Genomic DNA, 17,833 nt, shown 5'->3' on the forward strand with positions numbered 1-17,833 from the left:
CATCACAATCATGCATATCTATTGGGAATGAAACACATCGCAACATACGGCGCTGTTCTGGCGTTGGTGGCCCTTCCCCTGCAGGCGCAGGAGGCCGAGGGGGACGATGGATTTTCCCTGATGGAGCGCGGCGCGCAATTGTTTTTTGAGGGCATCATGCGCGAAATGGAACCCACTTTGGATGATCTGCAAGGCATGGCCGAGGATATTCAGCCAGCGCTGCGTGGGTTCATGGAAGAAATGGGTCCGGCCTTTGCCGAGCTGATGGGCCAGATCGGGGATCTAAGCACCTACCACCCGCCGGAAATTCTTCCTAATGGCGACATTATCCTGCGCAAGAAAACCCCTGAAGAGATTCTGGAAGATACGCCCGACGGCGAGATCGAGATTTAGTCAGCCCTTCAAGTGTTTGATCTGCGTCTCGGCTTCAAGGGAGCTGGCCAGAGATTGAAAACGTGCCTCGGCGACTTCGCCGAACATGGATGCACCATGGGGCGACAGACGTAGTTCCAGCAGCTTCTTCTTGGGAAACCAGCGCAACTCGCCGGAGTCGACATCTTCGCTGAGCCACAGCACAGCGCCAAAACGCATTGCTTTGCCCAGTATTTCAGCCTGCAGCTGATCGGCGGGGGGTAATAAATCATAAAGGTCTTCAAACTGCGTGCCATCGCGTCGGTTGGAATAGCGGTGCAACAGTGCCAGGCCCAAAAACACCCGTTCGGAGTGCTTCAAACCGCCCAGATTGGCCCGCGTGGCATTATCAAAACACACCTCGGCGCGGTAATCCGGATGGGCGCGCCAACTGACATCGTGCAAAAGGCACGCGGCTTTGACCAAGCGGCGCCGCTCGGGTTTGATGGATTTGAAGATCGGCTGAATGTAATCGAACACCAGTTTACCAAAACCCGGCACGCGGGCATCCTTGGCCTCGGCAAAACGGCAGGATTCGATCAGAGGATCGCGATCACGCAGGCGCTGGGGCATCTGCTCATACAGCAGCCCTTCGCGGATACCATAGCTGGACACCGCGATATCATGAGGTTTGAAGGCCTTGACCACCTCGCGCAGGACTTCGATGGCGTGGGGAACAAGGGCCATCCGCGCGCTCGAGACACCAGCGGCGACGCGCAAGTCTTCAAGATCGGACTTGGCAATGAACTTGGCGGTGTCACGGACCGATTTGGCGGTCATACGGTATTCATGCAGCACCCTGAGGGGATAGCCACGTCGGTGCATGTCGATCTTGGCAATGGCCCGCCATGATCCGCCGACAAGAAACAGCCGGTTGTTTTGTGGTCCCAGTTCGGTGCGCATCCCGTTCAGCGTCTCGCGGATAATCGCCACGCGGGCTTTGCGCCCGCCCTTGATATCGCGAAGCTTGAGCGGGCCAAGTGCCGAACTGATCCGGCGCCCGACATGCCCGCCATTGATCTCGGCAAGTTCCATGGACGCGCCACCAATGTCACAGACCAGCCCATATGCACCGGGCCAGCCCAAAAGCACGCCCTGCGCCGACAGCCGCGCCTCTTCTCGTCCGTCGATAACCCAGAGTTTCAGGCCGGTTTGTTCCTCGACCTCGCGGCAAAACTCTGGGCCATCTTCAGCCTCACGCACCGCGGCGGTGGCGACCGCACTCAGCGGGCCGGTACCCATGCTGTCACCCAGCAGTTGAAAGCGGCGAATGGCTTCAAGCGCCCGGACGCGGCCTTCCGGGTTCAGCCGCCCTGTAGAGGCAAGCCCTGCGCCAAGCGCACACATGATTTTTTCATTGTAAAAATAAGCCGGGCTGCGTGCGGCACCATCAAACACCACCAGCCGGACCGAGTTAGATCCGACATCAACAACGCCGACACGTCTGAGTGCCCGGGAAGATGGATCATTGAAAAGGGGACGCCCGAACGGACCCCAATCCGATTTATCCGAGGTGTCGGCCCCGTCCATGCGTGTCACCCCGCGGATAGTGCGCTTCGTTTATGCGACAGCGATTAGGAACGGTCAATCCTCGGTATGGGTCAGCTTGGGCACATCGGCTGCCCCTGCCGAGCCGCGCCCGGACAGCGATGGATTTTCCATGAAGAAGCGGTGACAGGAAAATGCAAACTCTCCTTCGGTCAGCTGCGCGCGGGTAAATCGACCATCCGGTCCCATCACCCAGCTTTGCGCCACATCGGCCATATTGGCTGCCATGATTTGTCCAACGATCTGCGCTTTCACGGTTGGATTTTCAATCTCGACAAGGGTTTCCACACGCCGGTTCAGGTTGCGCCCCATCCAGTCAGCCGAAGATATGAAAACGCGTGCCTTCTTGGACGGCAACTCCTTGCCATTGCCAAAACAGACAATGCGCGAGTGTTCCAGAAACCGTCCGATTACGGATTTGACACGGATGTTGTCGGACAACCCCCTGATGCCGGGGCGCAGCCCGCAGATGCCGCGGATGATCAGGCTGATCTGCACGCCACCCGCAGATGCGCGGTAGAGCGCATCGATCACGTCAGGATCGATCAGCGAGTTCATTTTCGCCCAGATTACAGCCGGGCGCCCGGCCTTCGCGTGCTCGATTTCCTGATCAATCATCTCGAGCAGACGTGGTTTCAGGTCAAGGGGTGAGATCGCGAGGTTTTCCAGCGTGTCGGGTTGGGCGTAACCCGAGAGATAGTTGAACACTTTGGTGGCATCCCGCCCCAGCACGGTATCGCAGGTGAAAAAGCTGAGATCGGTGTAAATCTTGGCGGTAATCGGGTGATAATTGCCGGTTCCGTAATGGGTGTAGGTGACAAGGGTGTTCCCTTCGCGGCGCACCACGGTCGAAATTTTTGCGTGTGTTTTCAGGTCCATAAAACCATACACTACATGTGCGCCCGCGCGTTCCAGGCGGCGGGATTGGCGAATGTTGGCGGCCTCGTCAAAGCGGGCTTTCAGCTCGACAAGCGCGGTTACGGATTTTCCATCCTCGGCCGCTTCACAAAGGGCGCTGACGATTGGGCTGTTTTTCGAGGTGCGGTAAAGCGTCTGTTTGATCGCCACCACGTCTGGGTCGCGCGCGGCCTGATTGAGAAAACGCACCACCATATCGAAGGTCTCATAGGGGTGGTGCAGCAGCATATCTTTCTGACGGATCGCAGCGAACATATCACCATCGTGATCCTGTACGCGCTCAGGCACGCGCGGCGTAAAGCTGGGCCAAAGCAGGTCATAGCGATCATCCAGTACCAGCTCGCTCAGATCGGCCAGACCGATCATGCCTTCAACCTCGACCACCTCATCGGGGATGACGTGCAATTCATCCATGATCACGCGTCGCAGATCGGTGGGGGCTTTGGCCGAGATTTTCAGGCGCACCACTTCGCCCCGGCGGCGGCGTTTCAGGGCCACCTCGAATTCGCGCACCAGATCTTCGGCCTCTTCCTCGACCTCCAGATCGCTGTCGCGAAGCACCCGGAAAGTACAGTGACCCTTATAGCGATAGCCAGGGAACAGTGTGTCGAGCCGCAGCAGCAGAAGCTCTTCAAGTGGCAATACGCGATGCGTGCCTTCCTCGGCGGGCAAGGTCACGAAGCGGTCGATCTGCTGCGGAATCGGAAGCAGCGCCTGAAGCGGGCGTTTGTCTTTCTTGCGTTCCAGTTGCAGGGCCAGCGAGTAGCCAAGGTTTGGAATGAACGGAAACGGGTGCGCGGGGTCAATCGCCAGCGGCGAGAGTACCGGAAAGACCCGGGACATGAACACGTCTTCAAGAAATGCGGTATCGTCCGCCGTCAGGTTGGTGTGATCGAGGATTGAAATCCGCTCATCTTCCATCTCGCCGCGCAGAATGTTGAAAGTCTGCTGTTGGGCCTCCAGCAATTTGCGCGCGTCCTCATTGATCAGCACCAATTGCTCAGCGGCGGTCAGTCCGTCCGCCGCTGGTGTCGTGTTGCCCGCATGGGCCAGTTCGCGCAGGCCAGCGACACGTACGTTGTAAAACTCATCCAGATTGTTGGCCGAGATCGAGAGAAAGCGCAGCCGCTCCAGCAGCGGAACGCGCCGGTTCTGCGCCTCTTCAAGCACTCGCCAGTTAAAGCCAAGCCAGCTGAGTTCGCGGTTAAAGAACCGGCCCGGGCCGTCGAGGTCGAGATCCGGCAGATCGACGGCATCGGGCAGGGGAGCTTTGAGGAAATCGGCATTGGACATTTGCGGCTGATACGGACCCTATGTGACGGTTAAATGACGGAAAACGCGATAGATTGAGAAGACGGTAAGATGGCGTCAGCGCGCGGGCTTGTCCAGCACTTTTGCAGCCAGCGCCCGGGTGATCGGCGCGCCTTGATCAAGGGCTGTGCTATCCAGCCGTTCGACAATCTCGCGGGCTGCAGAGAAAGATCGGTCAATGCGTTTGACCAGATAGGGGATTGTGCCCGGCGAGGGCGAAAGTTGGCGGTCGGCCATTTGCTTCATTAACACGGCTGCCAGCAGGGCATCATCCGGGGCATCAAGCGTGGTGGCGGGCGTGCCCTCCATCCGGCTGGCTAGATCAGGCAGGGCCAGGCCCCAGCGATTGGCCGGCAGGCCTGTGGTGATCAGCAAAGACTGCCCCTCGGCTAACACCAGATTGTGCAGATGAAACAGCGCCTCTTCCGCTGTCCTGTCACCGGCGGTGGTCTCGGCGTTTTCCACGGCTACCGGCGCGCGGGCCAAGGTGGGAATATCCGCCCCGGCCAGATCGCTTGCCTTTAGGATCGTTGCCCCTGCGAGGGCTGCCCAGACATGGGCAAGGTGCGTCTTGCCTGCGCCAGTCGGGCCGATCAGCAACAATTTGCGCGCGGGCCAGTCCTGCCATCCCTCGATCAACCCCACTGCAGCCGCATTGGCTGGCGAGACAAAGAAATCCTCGCGCCCCAGAGCCTGGCGCACGGGCAGATCAAAGCTGAGTTGTTGTGCCATTACTCGGCTGCGTCCTCGGCCGGTTGTTCAGGACCACGATACAGACGACTTGACTTGTATTGCGAGATAAAGAACCGCGCCAAGACGCCGATGGAGGCCGCGACGGGCACCGCAACCAGCATGCCGACAAAGCCAAACAGCATCCCAAAGACCGATAGCGCAAAGATCAGCCAGACCGGGTGAAGGCCGACCGAGCTGCCCACCAGTTTGGGGGTCAGAACGTTACCCTCGATGACCTGGCCCAAGGCAAAAATGCCTGCCACCAGCCCGATCGAGACCCAGTCTCCCCAAAACTGAAACAAGGCCAGACCGATGGCCAATGCCCCGCCGACCAGTGCGCCGACATAGGGGATAAAGGTGATGAGCCCGGCTATCGCCCCCACCACCATGCCGAATTGCAACCCGACCAGCATCAGGGCGACCGCATAGTAGGTGCCAAGGATCAGGCAGACGGTGCCCATGCCACGAATGAAACTGGCCAATGTGCGGTCAATCTGACTGGCCAGATCGCGGATTACCGGGGCATGTTCGCGCGGTAGCAACTCGTCAATGCTGGCGACCATGCGGTCCCAATCATAGAGTAGATAAAAGGCCACGACGGGGACGATCACAAACAGCAGCATGACATTGATCAGAGAGGCGGCCGAGGTCAGAACGGAGTTCAGCAACTCACCGCCGCGTTCCTTGATCGTGTCGCCAATGGCCAGCAAGGATTGGTGCAGGGTCGAACTGTCATCCAGGATTTCCGGGAACTTTTCGCTCAGGAAATCACGCAGGTCCTGAGCCAGTTGCGGGGCTACATTAAACAGAGCCACGGCCTGTTCGACCAGTGTCGGCACGACCAGAAGCGCCATAATGACAAAGATCAGAACTGCGATCAGAGTGATAACGGTGACCGACAGAGCTCGACTACAGCCCATTGCTTCAAGGCGATCCGCGACCGGGTCAAGGAAATAGGCAATCGCGCCGCCCAGAACGAAGGGCAGAATCACATCGCCCAGAAACCAAAGGGCCAGAAAGAAGATTGCCGCGGCAATTCCCCAGTATTTCATCTGTGTGGAGCTGGTATGGGCCATCGTTGCCTCGGGATTTGAGCGTTACCCCCTAGCAATCGCCCATGGCGCGCGGGCTTGCAAGTGGCCCCGCCCGAAAAGACGGGGCCGGATGTCTGAACTTTAGTGGCAGGCCGGGCGGGTGCCGGGCAGCAGAACCTTGTCCACAACGTGGATCACACCATTGTCGGCCATGATATTGGCGACGACGACCGTGGCGCTGTCACCGGTGCCGTCGGCAATCGACACACCATCGGAGTTGTTGGTGATGCACAGACGCTCGGAGGTTAGGACCGGCTTGAAATAGTTTGACCCGCTTGGAATCATTTCGGCGGTCAGCTTGCGATCATCGACATGATAGAGCAGCACATCGGTCAGCTGCCCTTTGTTCTCGGGTTTCAGAAGTGTTTCCACCGTGCCCTCGGGCAGCGCGGCGAAAGCATCATTCAGCGGGGCATAGACAGTGAAAGGGCCGGGGCCCGACAGCGTTTCGGCCAGACCGGCGGCTTGAACAGCGGCGACCAGCGTGCTGAAACGCTCATCTCCCGCGGCAATCTCGACGATGCTCGAGGCTTTGGCACCGGTGGCCATGGTCAGGGCCACGGTCGCTGTGGCAGCAATTTTAAAACACGGTTTCATTTGGTCGTCCTCTCTGTTGGTGCAAATCAATTGCGTGTGAGGAGGTCTACGGGGCGTCCGGTAAAACGGTTCATACTGGTAACGCAGCCGTGATAATCGCGTGATCAGGTAATTTGCCCGAAGTTCTCTTGTCTGCCCGGGTGCAAAGCCATAAACCCCTTGCGAAATAGCATTGCATCGAGGTTCCCCATGCGCCTGTCCCGATACTTCCTGCCGGTTCTCAAGGAAAACCCCTCTGAGGCGCAGATCGTCAGCCATCGGCTGATGCTGCGAGCGGGGATGATCAAACAATCCAGCGCCGGGATTTATTCGTGGCTTCCCATGGGGTTCAAGGTCCTGCGCAAGCTGGAGGACATCGTGCATCAGGAACAACAGCGTGCCGGACATATCCCGGTGTTGATGCCCACATTGCAGCCCGCTGATCTGTGGCGCGAAAGTGGGCGCTATGATGCGTATGGCGAGGAATTGCTGCGCATTCGCGACCGGCACGACCGCGATATGCTTTATGGCCCGACCAATGAAGAAATGATCACGGATATTTTCCGCGCCCATGTGAGCAGTTACAAAGATCTGCCCCTGACGCTCTATCATATTCAGTGGAAGTTCCGCGATGAGATCCGCCCGCGCTTTGGCGTGATGCGGGGGCGAGAGTTCTTCATGAAGGACGGGTACAACTTCGATCTGACCAAGGAAGATGCGCTGCACGCCTATAACCGCCATCTCGTTAGCTATCTGCGCACCTATGAACGTATGGGCCTGCAGGCGATCCCGATGCGCGCCGATTCCGGGCCAATTGGCGGCGATGACACGCACGAATTCCTTGTACTGGCCGAGACGGGCGAGTCAGAGGTGTTTTATGACAGCGCTGTGACCGACCTCAGCTTTGGGGATCGCGAGATTGACTATGATGACGTTGCGCAGTGCGCCGGTGTGATGGAAGAATTCACCACGAGATACGCCCGCACGGATGAGACCCATGACGAGGCCGAATTCCAGAAAGTCGCGGAAGAGCGCCGCCGCGTGGCGCGTGGCATCGAAGTGGGGCAGATTTTCTACTTCGGGACCAAGTATTCCGATGCGATGGGGGCGACTGTGCAAGGCCCTGATGGCAAACCGACACCGGTGCATATGGGCAGCCATGGCATCGGCGTCAGCCGTCTGGTGGGGGCGATCATCGAGGCCAGCCATGACGACAAGGGCATTATTTGGCCCGAAGGTGTGACGCCGTTCCATGTGGGCATCGTCAACCTTAAGCAGGGCGACGACGCGGCCGATGCCGCCTGTGAGGCGCTTTACAAGTCGGTCGAGGCGCTGGACCTAGAACCGCTTTATGATGATCGTGATGAACGGGCAGGGGGCAAGTTTGCGACGATGGACCTGATCGGTCTGCCCTGGCGGATCACGGTCGGGCCTCGCGGGTTGAAAAACGGTGTGGTCGAACTGACCAGCCGTCGCACAGGCGAAAGCGAAGAATTGCCGCCCGAGCAGGCGGTTGAGAAACTCGCGCTGATCTATAAGGATCACATGGTATAAGATTGCCGAAAAAGGCAGGTATCATGAGCGGTTTTCCGGTGAAGCAAATGGTGTTCGTGCGCCCTGTGCGGCTTTACGAGTGCTTGAATTTTACAGCCAATACAATCGCCTCAGGCAACACCGCATGTTTGTGAGGGTGCTGATCTTGATGGGTGGGATGACTGGGGCGGCAGGTTTGTCGCAATTTCCGGAGTTTTCGCAGCAATACACCCAGCGTCTGGCCGGTAAGGTCGAGGAGTTGAGCCGTTTTGTCGAAGAGTTTGACGCCGATGCAAGCGATGTCGGTGCGAGCCGTGAACAGGCGTTGGTTGATCTTGCGCAAGGCGGGGCGATCGGAGCTGAGCGGGCGCAAACCATAGTCACCACGATTGAACGTCAGGACCGCTTGAGCGCCGCGCTTGAGGAGTTGCGCGGCGCCGGGCCCTTTACCCGCGCCTTTCACGCCAATGCCTTTACCGACAGCGAGTTGGCGCGTGGAACGCTGAGTGACTTCAAACCGGCACTGCCGCTGAGTTTCGAGGGTTTGGTGTTTGCCGGGGTCGGATTCTTGATGGGGCTCGGGCTTCTTTCGGGTTTCAATGCAATTTGCCGTCAGTTGTTCCTGCGCCGGAAAGTCACCTGAGCGATGAGCCCGCTTAGTGAAACCTTCCTGATCGTCGCCGGCTTCAGCGCCTTGTTCACCGGTTTGGCCCTTGGACTTTTCGTTGCGCTGCGCCACTCGGTTCTCTGGGCCGTTGTTGCGACCCTGGCAACCGGAGGGCTTGCCATCTGGATGCTGCTGGCGATGGGGGGAGGCCCGGGATATCTGGGCAGGGCGGGATGGATCGCCCTTGGAGTAGTGCTGGGAGCCGTGGCCTTTGCACTCGTTTGGGCCGCGTTCGTCCGTTTCCGGATCAGCAAGCACGGCCTGCCCGTGGCATTGATTGCGTTGGCGGTGCCTGCGCTTGTGGCCCTTGCCGTGACGTTCGAACGCCAGATGTTGCCCAATGCGGTCTGCGTGAGCGATGCAATCCCTCTGAAGTTGGGCCAGTTCGATTTTCAAATCAGCCCGGATTTCAATGCCGACCTCAGGTTGACCGGCGCGGCGCGCGAAAGCGTTCGCTACTCCTATCGCGCCCGACACAAAGAGGATATGCGGCGGTTGTGCGATCTGACTGATGGCGGGGACACACCGCTTGCGGTTGATATGGTCTGGATGTCACCGGGGGCCTATGCGCTGTCTCTCGATCAAGCCTGCACAGGTGATGTCCGCCCATTTTACTGCCAAGGCGATCTGCCGGATGGTTTTCGGCATCTGGAGTCTTTGCAGTTGATGATCCGAGATGAAACGACCTTGCGCTATGAGATGAGCCATGCGTTGAAACCCGCCTCTGACACCCTTTACTTTGATGGCAATGACCTGAATGGCGAGATGTGTTTGGGCGATGATGAAAGCAGTGGCGGATTTGTCTGTCGGGTTTGGCGGGCGCTGGACAAGGATACGATTGTTTTGGTTACAGGACGCAGCGGTGGATTGGGATCGCATGAGTTTTATTTGTCCTCGCTCAAGGGCAGCATGGATTTCATGTTGCAGGTGATGGCGCGATGACCCTGTTCCCCTTGACCTCCGGGGCTGCTGCACGCACTGTCCGCAAAAAATAAACACCGAGGTTTCCCGTGGCAGGTTCCACCGCCCCTTTTGCGCCCTTTGAATGGATGATCGCCTGGCGCTATCTGCGTGCCAAGCGGGCCGAGGGCGGCGTGTCCGTCATGACGTGGATATCGCTGATCGGGATCACATTGGCAGTGTTTGCCCTGATCGCCACGCTGGCTGTCCGCTCGGGCTTTCGGGCCGAGTTCGTTGATACCATCCTGGGTTCCAATGCCCATGTCACGGTCTACAGCGTCGGGCAGGTGGATGATGTCACGGGTCGGATTGATCGCACGATTGAGAATTACGACGACATGGCCGACGCCGTGCGCGCTGTGCCGGGGGTGACACGGGTTGCGCCGCTGGTCAAAGGGCAAGTGATGGCCAATGCGCGCGAGCGCAACGCTGGCGTGGAAGTGTTTGGGATCACGGCAGAAAACCTGTCGACGATCCCACGTATCGCCAACCCGGAAACAGCCATTGGCAACATAGCCGACTTTGAAAGCGGGGTTGCGATCGGGTCGGGCGTAGCGCGTGAATTAGGGGTCAGCTTGGGCGATCGGATCAAACTGATTCTGCCGAATGCCATCAAATCACCGACTGGAGCTTTACCCCGAATCAACACCTACGATGTGACTTATATATTCACCGCCGGGCGCTATGATATTGATCGGACGCGCATTTATCTGCCCTTTGCCGAAGCTCAGAGTTTCTTCAATCGCGAAGGGCGCGCCGATGAGCTGGAGGTGATGGTCGGGACCCCTGATAGCGTCGATGTCATGACGCTGGAACTGATGCGCGCGGCTGGCGATCGTAGTCAGGTCTGGACGTGGAAAGACGCCTCGGGCGGGTTCTTGCGCGCACTGGAGGTGGAGGACAACGTGATGTTCGTGATCCTGTCGATCCTCGTGCTGATCGCGGCGATGAACATTACCAGCGGCCTGATCATGCTGGTCAAGAACAAGGGTCGCGATATCGGGATTTTGCGCACCATGGGGCTGACTGAAGGGTCGGTACTGCGGGTGTTTTTCATCTGCGGGGCCTTTACGGGCATCATAGGTACGGCCATGGGTGTGATTCTGGGGTGCCTCTTTGCGATCTATATCGACCCGATTTTCTCGATGGTGAATTTTTTCAGCGGCGGACAGGTCTGGGATCCGTCGATCCGGGGGATTTACCATCTGCCCGCCAAGCTGGAATTTGCTGATGTGATGTCAGCCGTGGCCCTGTCGCTGAGCCTGTCTTTTGTTGTTACCATTTTCCCGGCTCGCCGCGCAGCCCGGATGAACCCGGTTGAGGCGCTGCGCTATGAGTGAAGCAATGTTGCACCTTTCGGGGATCACCAAGGTCTATAACGCAGGCAAAACCAATGAGGTGTCGGTGCTGACCGGCGCTGACCTGACGTTGAAGGCCGGTGAGATTGTCGCGCTGGTTGCCCCGTCGGGTGCCGGTAAATCCACCCTGTTGCATATGGCCGGGCTGCTGGACACGCCAGATGCGGGAACGGTTGAGATTGCAGGCACGGATATGACGGGCCTCAGTGATCGCCGCCGTACTGTCGCGCGGCGTCGGGATGTGGGGTTTGTCTATCAGTTCCATCACCTGCTTCCCGAATTCACCGCGCTGGAAAACATCGTGTTGCCGCAACTGGCCAATGGTGTTGTCCGTGGTGCGGCTGAAACCCGCGCCCAAGAGTTGCTGACCCGCGTTGGCATTGGAGACAGGGCATCGCACCGCCCCTCGGCCATGTCGGGCGGTGAACAACAGCGCGTGGCGTTTTGCCGGGCCCTGGCCAATCAGCCGCGCGTTTTGTTGGCGGACGAGCCGACAGGCAACTTGGACCCGGCGACCTCGGATCAGGTGTTCGGTGCGCTGGTGGATCTGGTGCGCGGCACCGGGCTGGCGGCATTGATTGCCACCCACAATCTGGACCTTGCCGCCCGGATGGACCGGGTTGTGCGGCTGGATCAGGGTAAAGTCGTTCCTGCCTGATTGACCCCCCTGCCATTCGCCGCCAAGGTGCCGCGAAACATATGGGAGAGTGTGATGCCTCAGATCAGCCTGGACGAGATCGAAACTCAAACCACCAAGGCCTTGAGCCGTCATGGCGCAGTGCCATGGGTTGCGGCTAGTGTCGCACGGGCGGTGCGCAGCGCCGAAGCCAACGGCAATAAGATTTGTGGCCTCTATTATTTGGAAAGCTATTGTCTACAACTGGCCTCGGGGCGGGTGAAAGGCGATGTGGAGCCTGATGTGACGCGCCCCCGGTCAGGTACGGTGGTTGTCGATGCCGGGTTCGGGTTTGCCCAGCCCGCGTTTGAGCGTGGGTTGCCCGAGGCTGTCAATGCAGCACAAGAATGCGGCGTGGTCAGTCTGGCCATTGCCCATGCACATACCTGTACATCTCTGGGCTATTTCACCGAACAGATTGCGCGGGCGGGCCTGATCGGGATGGGCTTTACCAATGCGTCGCCGATTGTCGCAGCTCCTGGGGGGAAAACCCGCGTGATTGGCACCAACCCGATGTCCTTTGCGGTGCCTGACGGGCAGAGCGGTGTGGCGATGTTGTTTGATCAGTCCACCACCACCGTAGCCTTGGGCAAGATCACTATGGCGAACGCCGCGGGAGAGAGCATTCCCGAAGGCTGGGCCGTGGACAGCGGCGGCAATCCTACCACCGATCCTGCCGAGGCATTGAAGGGATCGCTGGTCAGCATGGGCGGTTACAAAGGCTGGGGCCTAGGGCTGATGTGCGAATTGCTGGCGGCAGGCATGACGGGCAGCAAGGCGGGTCCCGATATCGGCCCACTCAAAGCCCCTGAAGGTGCGCCGCATGACATTGGTGATTACTACCTGCTGATTGATCCCGGTACATCGGGCGTCTTCCATGACCGCTTTGCACGGATTGCTGAGGTGATTGTGCGGGACGAAGGCACGCGCATACCGGGGCAGGGCAAACAATTGATGGATCCGGTCGAGGTGGCCGATACCACCTGGGCGCAAGTGCTGGACCTGGCCGGTTAAACCTGCTGGGTGATAAACACCCCGGCGGCCATGACGGAAATCCCCAGCGCACGGGTCAGGGACAGCGGGGAGATCTGTGCGCCGAACAGGCCGAAATGGTCAATCGCCGCCGCGCTGATCAGTTGCCCGAGCAGGATGAAAAAGACTGCGTTGCCCACGCCAAACCGCGGGGCGACATAGGTGATGGTCAGGACATAAAAGGCAATCAGGCACCCGGCCAGAAGCAGGTGCTTGGGCGCGTTGAGGACTCCCATCACGGCCCCGGGTTTGCCAAACATCAATACCGCCAGTGTGCTGAGCAGGGCCACCACGAACAGGATCGCTGCCGCTGCCACGGGCGAGCCGAGCCGTGTACCAAGCGCCGCGTTCAAGGCCGCCAGAACCGGGATGCCGATGCCGGCAACCAGCATGATGGCGGCGTAGGATGTGGTGGGGGGCATGAGATGATCTCCGCTGGTTTGACAGGGGCAGGTTTACACAGCGCACAGGCCTGATCCAGATCAAAATGGAGCGGGCATGTTTGCGTTAAACTTGGCACTCGGGCGGCGATAAACAGGACAAAGCCATGAAACTCATCTCGTTACTGATCACAGTGCTTGGAACTGCCACATTGCTGGGCTGTGCTGTACCGCCGGATGATCGAGGCGAGCAGTTGTACATGAGTTACTGCGTCAGCTGTCATGGGCAGAGCGCCGAAGGAAATGGGCCGCTGGCCGATGATTTGCCGCAACGACCCGCCGACCTGACCCAACTTGCCGCGCAAAATAGCGGGGTCTTTCCGAGCAGCCGGGTGATGGCCAAGATTTATGGCTATCCCGGCCGTTATCAAACGGACATCATGCCGGAATTTGGCCCTGAACTTGCTGGCCCGACAGTGCTTTGGACGGATGAAACGGGTGCCGAGGTGGAAACGCCGCAGGCCCTGCTTGATCTACGAGACTATCTGGCCCGACTTCAGACTCTTTAACCCACGCTTGGAGGACCCCCATGAAACAGATGTTTTTCGCCTTCTCCCTAATGGCCTTGGCGCTACCCGCGCACGCCGACGAAGTCGATGCCGGGCGTGATCTTTACCAGTACCACTGCGCCACTTGCCACGGAATCGAGGCCACGGGGCAGGGACCGATGCAACCTGTGCTGACCGTGCAACCGGTTGACCTGACCCGGCTGAGTGCAAACAATGATGGAGAGTTTCCGCTGATCCGGGTGATCAAACGGATCGACGGGCGCGACCCATTGGTCAGCCATGGAAGCCCGATGCCAGTTTATGGCGATTTCTTTGAAGGCGAGGATGTGAGCCTGAAAACACCATCTGGACAGCCCATACTGACAAGTCGGCCTGTGGCTGATCTGGTGGCCTATCTGGACAGCCTGCAATCGCAGTCTGACTAACCGTACCTCGCTTTCGCTGGCTTGGGCTAGCGTGTACCTTCGTGCGGGAACTTGGCCCAGATTTCGACCCCCTCGAGGTATTCCTTGGCTTGTTGAAGGCGATTTTCGGCTTCTTCAACTGCACTTTGGCTGCCTCGCTTGCGTGCGCGTTCTTTGGAGGCCTCTAGCTTGGTGATCCTGGTTTTGATTTTCGTGATCTCCCGGGCAAGCCGGGCTTTGCGCTTGGCCTTGTCCTTGATCTTGGCCATATCACGCATCAGACGGCGGAAGGATGCACGGTCAAAATCAGCCATAGCAACAAGCCATTCCACCATGTTTCCGCTGAAACCGTCCACTTTGACACGTGGACCGCCGCGCGAAACTCGGCCTCTGTTGTCATAGAGCGTCGCGATTTCGCGTTTCGACAAGTTGGCAAAGTCAGCTTGGCTGTAACGCTCTTGCAAAACCGGAGCTTTTCGTGGGGCAGTTGAGGAGGATGAGTCCCTGTCGCTGGCACCACCGCCGCCGCCAGATAGGGCAGGGGTGGATGATGCGGCGAAGGATCCCGCCAGAAATGCAAGGGTGGCGCGGCGAGTGAGTTTGAATCGAGTTGGCACGATATCTCTCCTGGGTAAGGGCGTCTGAAAAAAACAACAAGCTACAATGAGATCGTTTTTAACATAATCTTCCTCTTTGTCATTAGAGGTATAGCTACCTTGTGAACCCGAACCATTGATCGAATGTGCGACGGCTCTATCGTTCTAAGAGGACATGCGAGGGCTTGATATGAAACGATTGATAGGCATTCTCTTGGTGGCTTGGGCCATGGCCGGACCGGCACGCGCTGACGAGACGGCAATCCGAACTGTTATCGCTGATCAAATCGAGGCGTTTCAGGCCGATGATTTTGTCACGGCTTTCTCCTTCGCCAGCCCGACCATTCAAGGCATTTTCCGCACGCCTGAAAATTTCGGCACCATGGTGCGCGAGGGGTATCCGATGGTGTGGCGTCCGAAAGAAACAAGGTTTCTTGGCGTTGATGTTATCGACGGACAGCTTTGGCAGAACGTTTTGATCCGGGATCAGCAAGATCAGTTGCACATCCTGGAATATCAAATGATCAACAGCGAAACAGGTTGGAAAATCAACGCCGTACGGTTGCGAAAAGAACCTGAGGGTACCGCCTGATTCCCGACTGTTGATATCGGGTTGATGCGCGCTCAACTACCGTACGGTGTCATGAACTCCGGTTAACCCTTGATTGATAATTCCCTGAGCCACCGGGCGCACCCGGCTGGCGAAACATGAGACATCCGGCAATGCGGGCCAAGCCTTTGCGGTGGCCACCGGGTGCGGAAAGGGAATTGAATGAACAAGGCAATCACCGACGGCATTGATTTTATGCCCCCTGCCTTCGCAAACGGTTTGGATGTGTGGTCCAGCGGCGATGGCACCCCGGGGTCCGACACCTATGAAAGCGCGCCGAACGCTGCCCTTGTGCCGGCCGACCAGGATTTTGGCGGAGCATTGGAAATTCTGAAGACAAGCGCCACCCAGCGGCTGCGGTACATGGGGGAAACTCCAATCCTGCCGGGCTGCTATCTGCAGGTCACGGCCCGTATCAAGGCGATCAGTGGCAGCCTGCCAACCGTGCGCATCGCGGCCTGGGCAGGCGGTGCCGGTGGCGTGGCGCTGACGGGTGTTCCTTTGAACACGTCGCCGGTCACCTTGTCGAGCTATGGCGAGGTGGTCGAAGTCAGCGCCATTGTCGGTCTGGGGAATCGTCCGGGTGTGGATATGGCATGGGGCGCGCAAGCGATATATGGGCATTTCGGACTGGATCTAACCGGTCCGAATGGCGGGGTCGTGCGCATTGACGATATCGAGATCACCGATGCCACGTCTGTTTTTCTGCGCGATATGATGGATTGGGTGGATGTGCGTGACTATGGCGCCGTGGGGGACGGCACCACGGATGACCATGCCGCCTTTGAGGCCGCGGATGCGGCTGCCAACGGGCGACAGGTATTGATCCCCGAGGGGACGTACCGGCTGGAAGAAAGCGTCACCTTTCAAAGCCGCACCCGTTTTCAGGGCACGGTCACGATGCCGGATGATAAAATCCTGTCTCTGACCAAGAACTTCGATTTGCCGTCATATATCGACGCTTTCGAGTCAGAGGAACTGGCCTTCAAGAAAGCGTATCAATCGCTGCTGAATAACTCCGGCCATGAGTCACTGGATCTGGGCGGGCGCGTGATTGAAGTGCGTGGCCCGATCGATATGCAGGCTGCGGTCAACAACAAGACCACGTTCAAACAGCGCCGGGTGATCCGCAATGGTCAGTTTTCGTCTGTCAATGGGCCGAATTGGGATACCGAGGTTCACACCTCTCAAGGGACGTATTCGCCAAGCAATAATAAGGTGTTGACCAACGTTTCTAACGTCGCAAACATCCCTGTTGGTTCTCTGATTGAAGGCAATGGCGTGGGCCGCGAAGTCTATGTGCGTGACAAGAATGTCGGGGCGCAGACAGTCACCTTGAGCGCGCCGCTCTACGATGCGGCTGGCACCCAGACTTACACGTTCCGCCGGTTCAAATACATGCTGGATTTCAGTGGGTTCGATACGATTTCGAAGTTCTCAATGTCGAACATCGAATTTCAATGTTCGGGCGATTGCAGCGCGATCCTGCTGCCGCCGACTGGTACGGCCTTCCATTTGCGCGATTGCTTTATCACCCGCCCCAAGGACCGGGGCATTAGCAGTCACGGTGAAGGCGATCAGGGTATGAAACTGGATCGGTGTCAGTTCATCTCGAATGAAAGCCCGCTTTTGGCCACGCAGCGTCAGTCGATTGCGTTGAACGCCAACGGGAATGATCTGAAGCTGCGCCATAATCGGGTTGTACATTTTCGTCACTTTGCGGTGCTGGGCGGGTCAAGCACGATTATCGTTGGCAACCATGTGTTCCAGGGCGACAGTGGGCCTGTTGGGCCGCGCGACGCGGGGTTTGTTCTGACACGGACCAACAACCGCGCGACAATCACGGGTAACTATATCTGTGATTGCTCCGTGGAATGGGGCAACGAACATGATGCCACGCCTGATTTCTCAAGCGAGTTTTCGTTCAGCGGGCTCAGTATCACGAACAACGTCTTCCTGTCACAAAGTACCGCGGCTTGGTTCAACTTTATCGAGGTCAAACCCCACGGTCCGGGCCATTTCATCAATGGCCTGACGGTTACGGGAAACACTTTCCGTCTGATTGATGGCAATATCGACCGGATCGAGGGGATCAATACCAGCTTTGCGAATATGGATTTCAACAGGTTCCGCAACATCACATTTGCGGGCAACACGTTCAGCAATGTGAATGATCACACGTCGAATCCGCTGGTGGTCAACCATGAAGAGGGCAGCCCGCAACAGGTCTGGACGGTCGATTTTGGGCCTAATCTGCCCTTCAATGGCTATGCCCAGACTGTTGAAGCCGTTCTGCCCAAAGGACCGATAGAGGATGCGTCTAACAATACCTACTGGGGCGCGCCCTATTATGTTGCAAGGCAGGGGCCGGATCAAAACCGGGTGCTGTTGAACTGGGAACGTCCGGTGAGTGGTGAGGTGACGATGCGGGTGCGCATGGACGACCCTGTGTAGGGCG

Annotated in this window: 18 protein-coding genes; 11 read left to right on the forward strand and 7 right to left on the reverse strand. The window is 58.2% G+C overall.

All coding sequences use genetic code 11. The features are described 5' to 3' along the window. The first annotated feature begins 27 nt into the window (after positions 1–27). Positions 28–393 carry a hypothetical protein gene (locus V6N02_RS14745; RefSeq protein WP_371226541.1) on the forward strand — a complete coding sequence of 122 codons (366 nt, stop codon included), beginning with the start codon at positions 28–30 and terminating at the stop codon, positions 391–393. Here V6N02_RS14745 and V6N02_RS14750 read toward each other — a convergent pair whose 3' ends face one another. From V6N02_RS14750 to V6N02_RS14770, 5 genes are all read right to left on the reverse strand, one after another. Further along, positions 394–1,941, reverse strand: a complete 1,548-nt coding sequence (locus V6N02_RS14750) for a Ppx/GppA family phosphatase (RefSeq protein WP_371226543.1) — start codon at positions 1,939–1,941, stop codon at positions 394–396. Between the two features lie 54 nt (positions 1,942–1,995). Next, positions 1,996–4,170 carry an RNA degradosome polyphosphate kinase gene (locus V6N02_RS14755; protein ID WP_371226544.1) on the reverse strand — a complete coding sequence of 725 codons (2,175 nt, stop codon included), beginning with the start codon at positions 4,168–4,170 and terminating at the stop codon, positions 1,996–1,998. Between the two features lie 75 nt (positions 4,171–4,245). Further along, complete coding sequence (locus V6N02_RS14760) at positions 4,246–4,920, reverse strand: P-loop NTPase family protein (protein ID WP_371226546.1); 675 nt, start codon at positions 4,918–4,920, stop codon at positions 4,246–4,248. Continuing rightward, on the reverse strand, positions 4,920–5,996 hold the full coding sequence (locus V6N02_RS14765) for an AI-2E family transporter (RefSeq protein WP_371226548.1): 1,077 nt from the start codon (positions 5,994–5,996) through the stop codon (positions 4,920–4,922). Before V6N02_RS14765 ends, V6N02_RS14760 begins: the two co-directional genes overlap by 1 nt. Positions 5,997–6,095: 99 nt before the next feature. Beyond that, positions 6,096–6,611 carry a fasciclin domain-containing protein gene (locus tag V6N02_RS14770; protein ID WP_371226550.1) on the reverse strand — a complete coding sequence of 172 codons (516 nt, stop codon included), beginning with the start codon at positions 6,609–6,611 and terminating at the stop codon, positions 6,096–6,098. A 189-nt stretch (positions 6,612–6,800) separates the two neighbouring features. Here V6N02_RS14770 and proS point away from each other — a divergent pair, with 189 nt between their 5' ends. The 6 genes from proS to V6N02_RS14800 all read left to right on the forward strand — a co-directional run bounded on the left by proS (position 6,801) and on the right by V6N02_RS14800 (position 12,798). Then, complete coding sequence (gene proS / locus V6N02_RS14775) at positions 6,801–8,144, forward strand: proline--tRNA ligase (RefSeq protein ID WP_371226552.1); 1,344 nt, start codon at positions 6,801–6,803, stop codon at positions 8,142–8,144. A gap of 124 nt (positions 8,145–8,268) precedes the next feature. Beyond that, a complete protein-coding gene (locus tag V6N02_RS14780) occupies positions 8,269–8,766 on the forward strand; it encodes a DUF2937 family protein (protein WP_371226554.1) in 498 nt (165 codons plus the stop codon). Positions 8,767–8,769: 3 nt separating this feature from the next. Beyond that, entirely contained in the window at positions 8,770–9,732 is a 963-nt protein-coding gene (locus tag V6N02_RS14785) for a hypothetical protein (RefSeq protein ID WP_371226556.1), read from the forward strand. A 107-nt stretch (positions 9,733–9,839) separates the two neighbouring features. Beyond that, entirely contained in the window at positions 9,840–11,090 is a 1,251-nt protein-coding gene (locus V6N02_RS14790) for a lipoprotein-releasing ABC transporter permease subunit (RefSeq protein WP_371227140.1), read from the forward strand. Then, positions 11,083–11,766, forward strand: coding sequence for an ABC transporter ATP-binding protein (locus tag V6N02_RS14795; RefSeq protein WP_371226558.1), 684 nt, complete (start codon positions 11,083–11,085; stop codon positions 11,764–11,766). The genes V6N02_RS14790 and V6N02_RS14795 overlap by 8 nt, the downstream gene beginning before the upstream one ends. Positions 11,767–11,820: 54 nt before the next feature. Beyond that, positions 11,821–12,798, forward strand: a complete 978-nt coding sequence (locus V6N02_RS14800; RefSeq protein ID WP_371226560.1) for an Ldh family oxidoreductase — start codon at positions 11,821–11,823, stop codon at positions 12,796–12,798. On the opposite strand, the gene V6N02_RS14805 is transcribed toward V6N02_RS14800, so the two are convergent. Next, entirely contained in the window at positions 12,795–13,238 is a 444-nt protein-coding gene (locus V6N02_RS14805; protein ID WP_371226562.1) for a DMT family transporter, read from the reverse strand. The two genes, V6N02_RS14800 and V6N02_RS14805, sit on opposite strands and share 4 nt — an antisense overlap. 125 nt (positions 13,239–13,363) lie before the next feature. On the opposite strand from V6N02_RS14805, the gene V6N02_RS14810 reads away from it, so the two are divergent. Together V6N02_RS14810 and V6N02_RS14815 are read left to right on the forward strand one after the other, a co-directional pair. Then, entirely contained in the window at positions 13,364–13,765 is a 402-nt protein-coding gene (locus V6N02_RS14810) for a c-type cytochrome (RefSeq protein WP_371226564.1), read from the forward strand. A 20-nt stretch (positions 13,766–13,785) separates the two neighbouring features. Next, positions 13,786–14,190: a c-type cytochrome gene (locus V6N02_RS14815; RefSeq protein ID WP_371226566.1), complete on the forward strand. Its 405-nt coding sequence runs from the start codon at positions 13,786–13,788 to the stop codon at positions 14,188–14,190. A 26-nt stretch (positions 14,191–14,216) separates the two neighbouring features. Here V6N02_RS14815 and V6N02_RS14820 read toward each other — a convergent pair whose 3' ends face one another. Then, positions 14,217–14,597 (reverse strand): hypothetical protein, encoded by a 381-nt coding sequence (locus tag V6N02_RS14820; RefSeq protein ID WP_371226568.1) that lies wholly within the window; start codon positions 14,595–14,597, stop codon positions 14,217–14,219. 358 nt (positions 14,598–14,955) lie between these two features. Between V6N02_RS14820 and V6N02_RS14825 the strand changes: the two genes are divergently transcribed. Next, positions 14,956–15,357: a DUF4864 domain-containing protein gene (locus tag V6N02_RS14825; RefSeq protein ID WP_371226569.1), complete on the forward strand. Its 402-nt coding sequence runs from the start codon at positions 14,956–14,958 to the stop codon at positions 15,355–15,357. A 180-nt stretch (positions 15,358–15,537) separates the two neighbouring features. Continuing rightward, entirely contained in the window at positions 15,538–17,829 is a 2,292-nt protein-coding gene (locus V6N02_RS14830) for a glycosyl hydrolase family 28-related protein (RefSeq protein ID WP_371226571.1), read from the forward strand. Positions 17,830–17,833 lie beyond the last annotated feature (4 nt).

Origin of the sequence: Roseovarius conchicola (genome assembly GCF_041403425.1) — a bacterium.
Classification (GTDB): Bacteria; Pseudomonadota; Alphaproteobacteria; order Rhodobacterales; family Rhodobacteraceae; genus Roseovarius; species Roseovarius conchicola.

Excerpts from the sequence above, each read along its gene's own strand:
- V6N02_RS14745 (WP_371226541.1), top strand. The coding sequence starts at position 28 with ATGAAACACATCGCAACATACGGCGCTGTTCTGGCGTTGGTGGCCCTT.
- V6N02_RS14750 (WP_371226543.1), bottom strand. The coding sequence starts at position 1,941 with ATGGACGGGGCCGACACCTCGGATAAATCGGATTGGGGTCCGTTCGGG.
- V6N02_RS14755 (WP_371226544.1), bottom strand. The coding sequence starts at position 4,170 with ATGTCCAATGCCGATTTCCTCAAAGCTCCCCTGCCCGATGCCGTCGAT.
- V6N02_RS14760 (WP_371226546.1), bottom strand. The coding sequence starts at position 4,920 with ATGGCACAACAACTCAGCTTTGATCTGCCCGTGCGCCAGGCTCTGGGG.
- V6N02_RS14765 (WP_371226548.1), bottom strand. The coding sequence starts at position 5,996 with ATGGCCCATACCAGCTCCACACAGATGAAATACTGGGGAATTGCCGCG.
- V6N02_RS14770 (WP_371226550.1), bottom strand. The coding sequence starts at position 6,611 with ATGAAACCGTGTTTTAAAATTGCTGCCACAGCGACCGTGGCCCTGACC.
- proS (WP_371226552.1), top strand. The coding sequence starts at position 6,801 with ATGCGCCTGTCCCGATACTTCCTGCCGGTTCTCAAGGAAAACCCCTCT.
- V6N02_RS14780 (WP_371226554.1), top strand. The coding sequence starts at position 8,269 with ATGTTTGTGAGGGTGCTGATCTTGATGGGTGGGATGACTGGGGCGGCA.
- V6N02_RS14785 (WP_371226556.1), top strand. The coding sequence starts at position 8,770 with ATGAGCCCGCTTAGTGAAACCTTCCTGATCGTCGCCGGCTTCAGCGCC.
- V6N02_RS14790 (WP_371227140.1), top strand. The coding sequence starts at position 9,840 with ATGATCGCCTGGCGCTATCTGCGTGCCAAGCGGGCCGAGGGCGGCGTG.
- V6N02_RS14795 (WP_371226558.1), top strand. The coding sequence starts at position 11,083 with ATGAGTGAAGCAATGTTGCACCTTTCGGGGATCACCAAGGTCTATAAC.
- V6N02_RS14800 (WP_371226560.1), top strand. The coding sequence starts at position 11,821 with ATGCCTCAGATCAGCCTGGACGAGATCGAAACTCAAACCACCAAGGCC.
- V6N02_RS14805 (WP_371226562.1), bottom strand. The coding sequence starts at position 13,238 with ATGCCCCCCACCACATCCTACGCCGCCATCATGCTGGTTGCCGGCATC.
- V6N02_RS14810 (WP_371226564.1), top strand. The coding sequence starts at position 13,364 with ATGAAACTCATCTCGTTACTGATCACAGTGCTTGGAACTGCCACATTG.
- V6N02_RS14815 (WP_371226566.1), top strand. The coding sequence starts at position 13,786 with ATGAAACAGATGTTTTTCGCCTTCTCCCTAATGGCCTTGGCGCTACCC.
- V6N02_RS14825 (WP_371226569.1), top strand. The coding sequence starts at position 14,956 with ATGAAACGATTGATAGGCATTCTCTTGGTGGCTTGGGCCATGGCCGGA.
- V6N02_RS14830 (WP_371226571.1), top strand. The coding sequence starts at position 15,538 with ATGAACAAGGCAATCACCGACGGCATTGATTTTATGCCCCCTGCCTTC.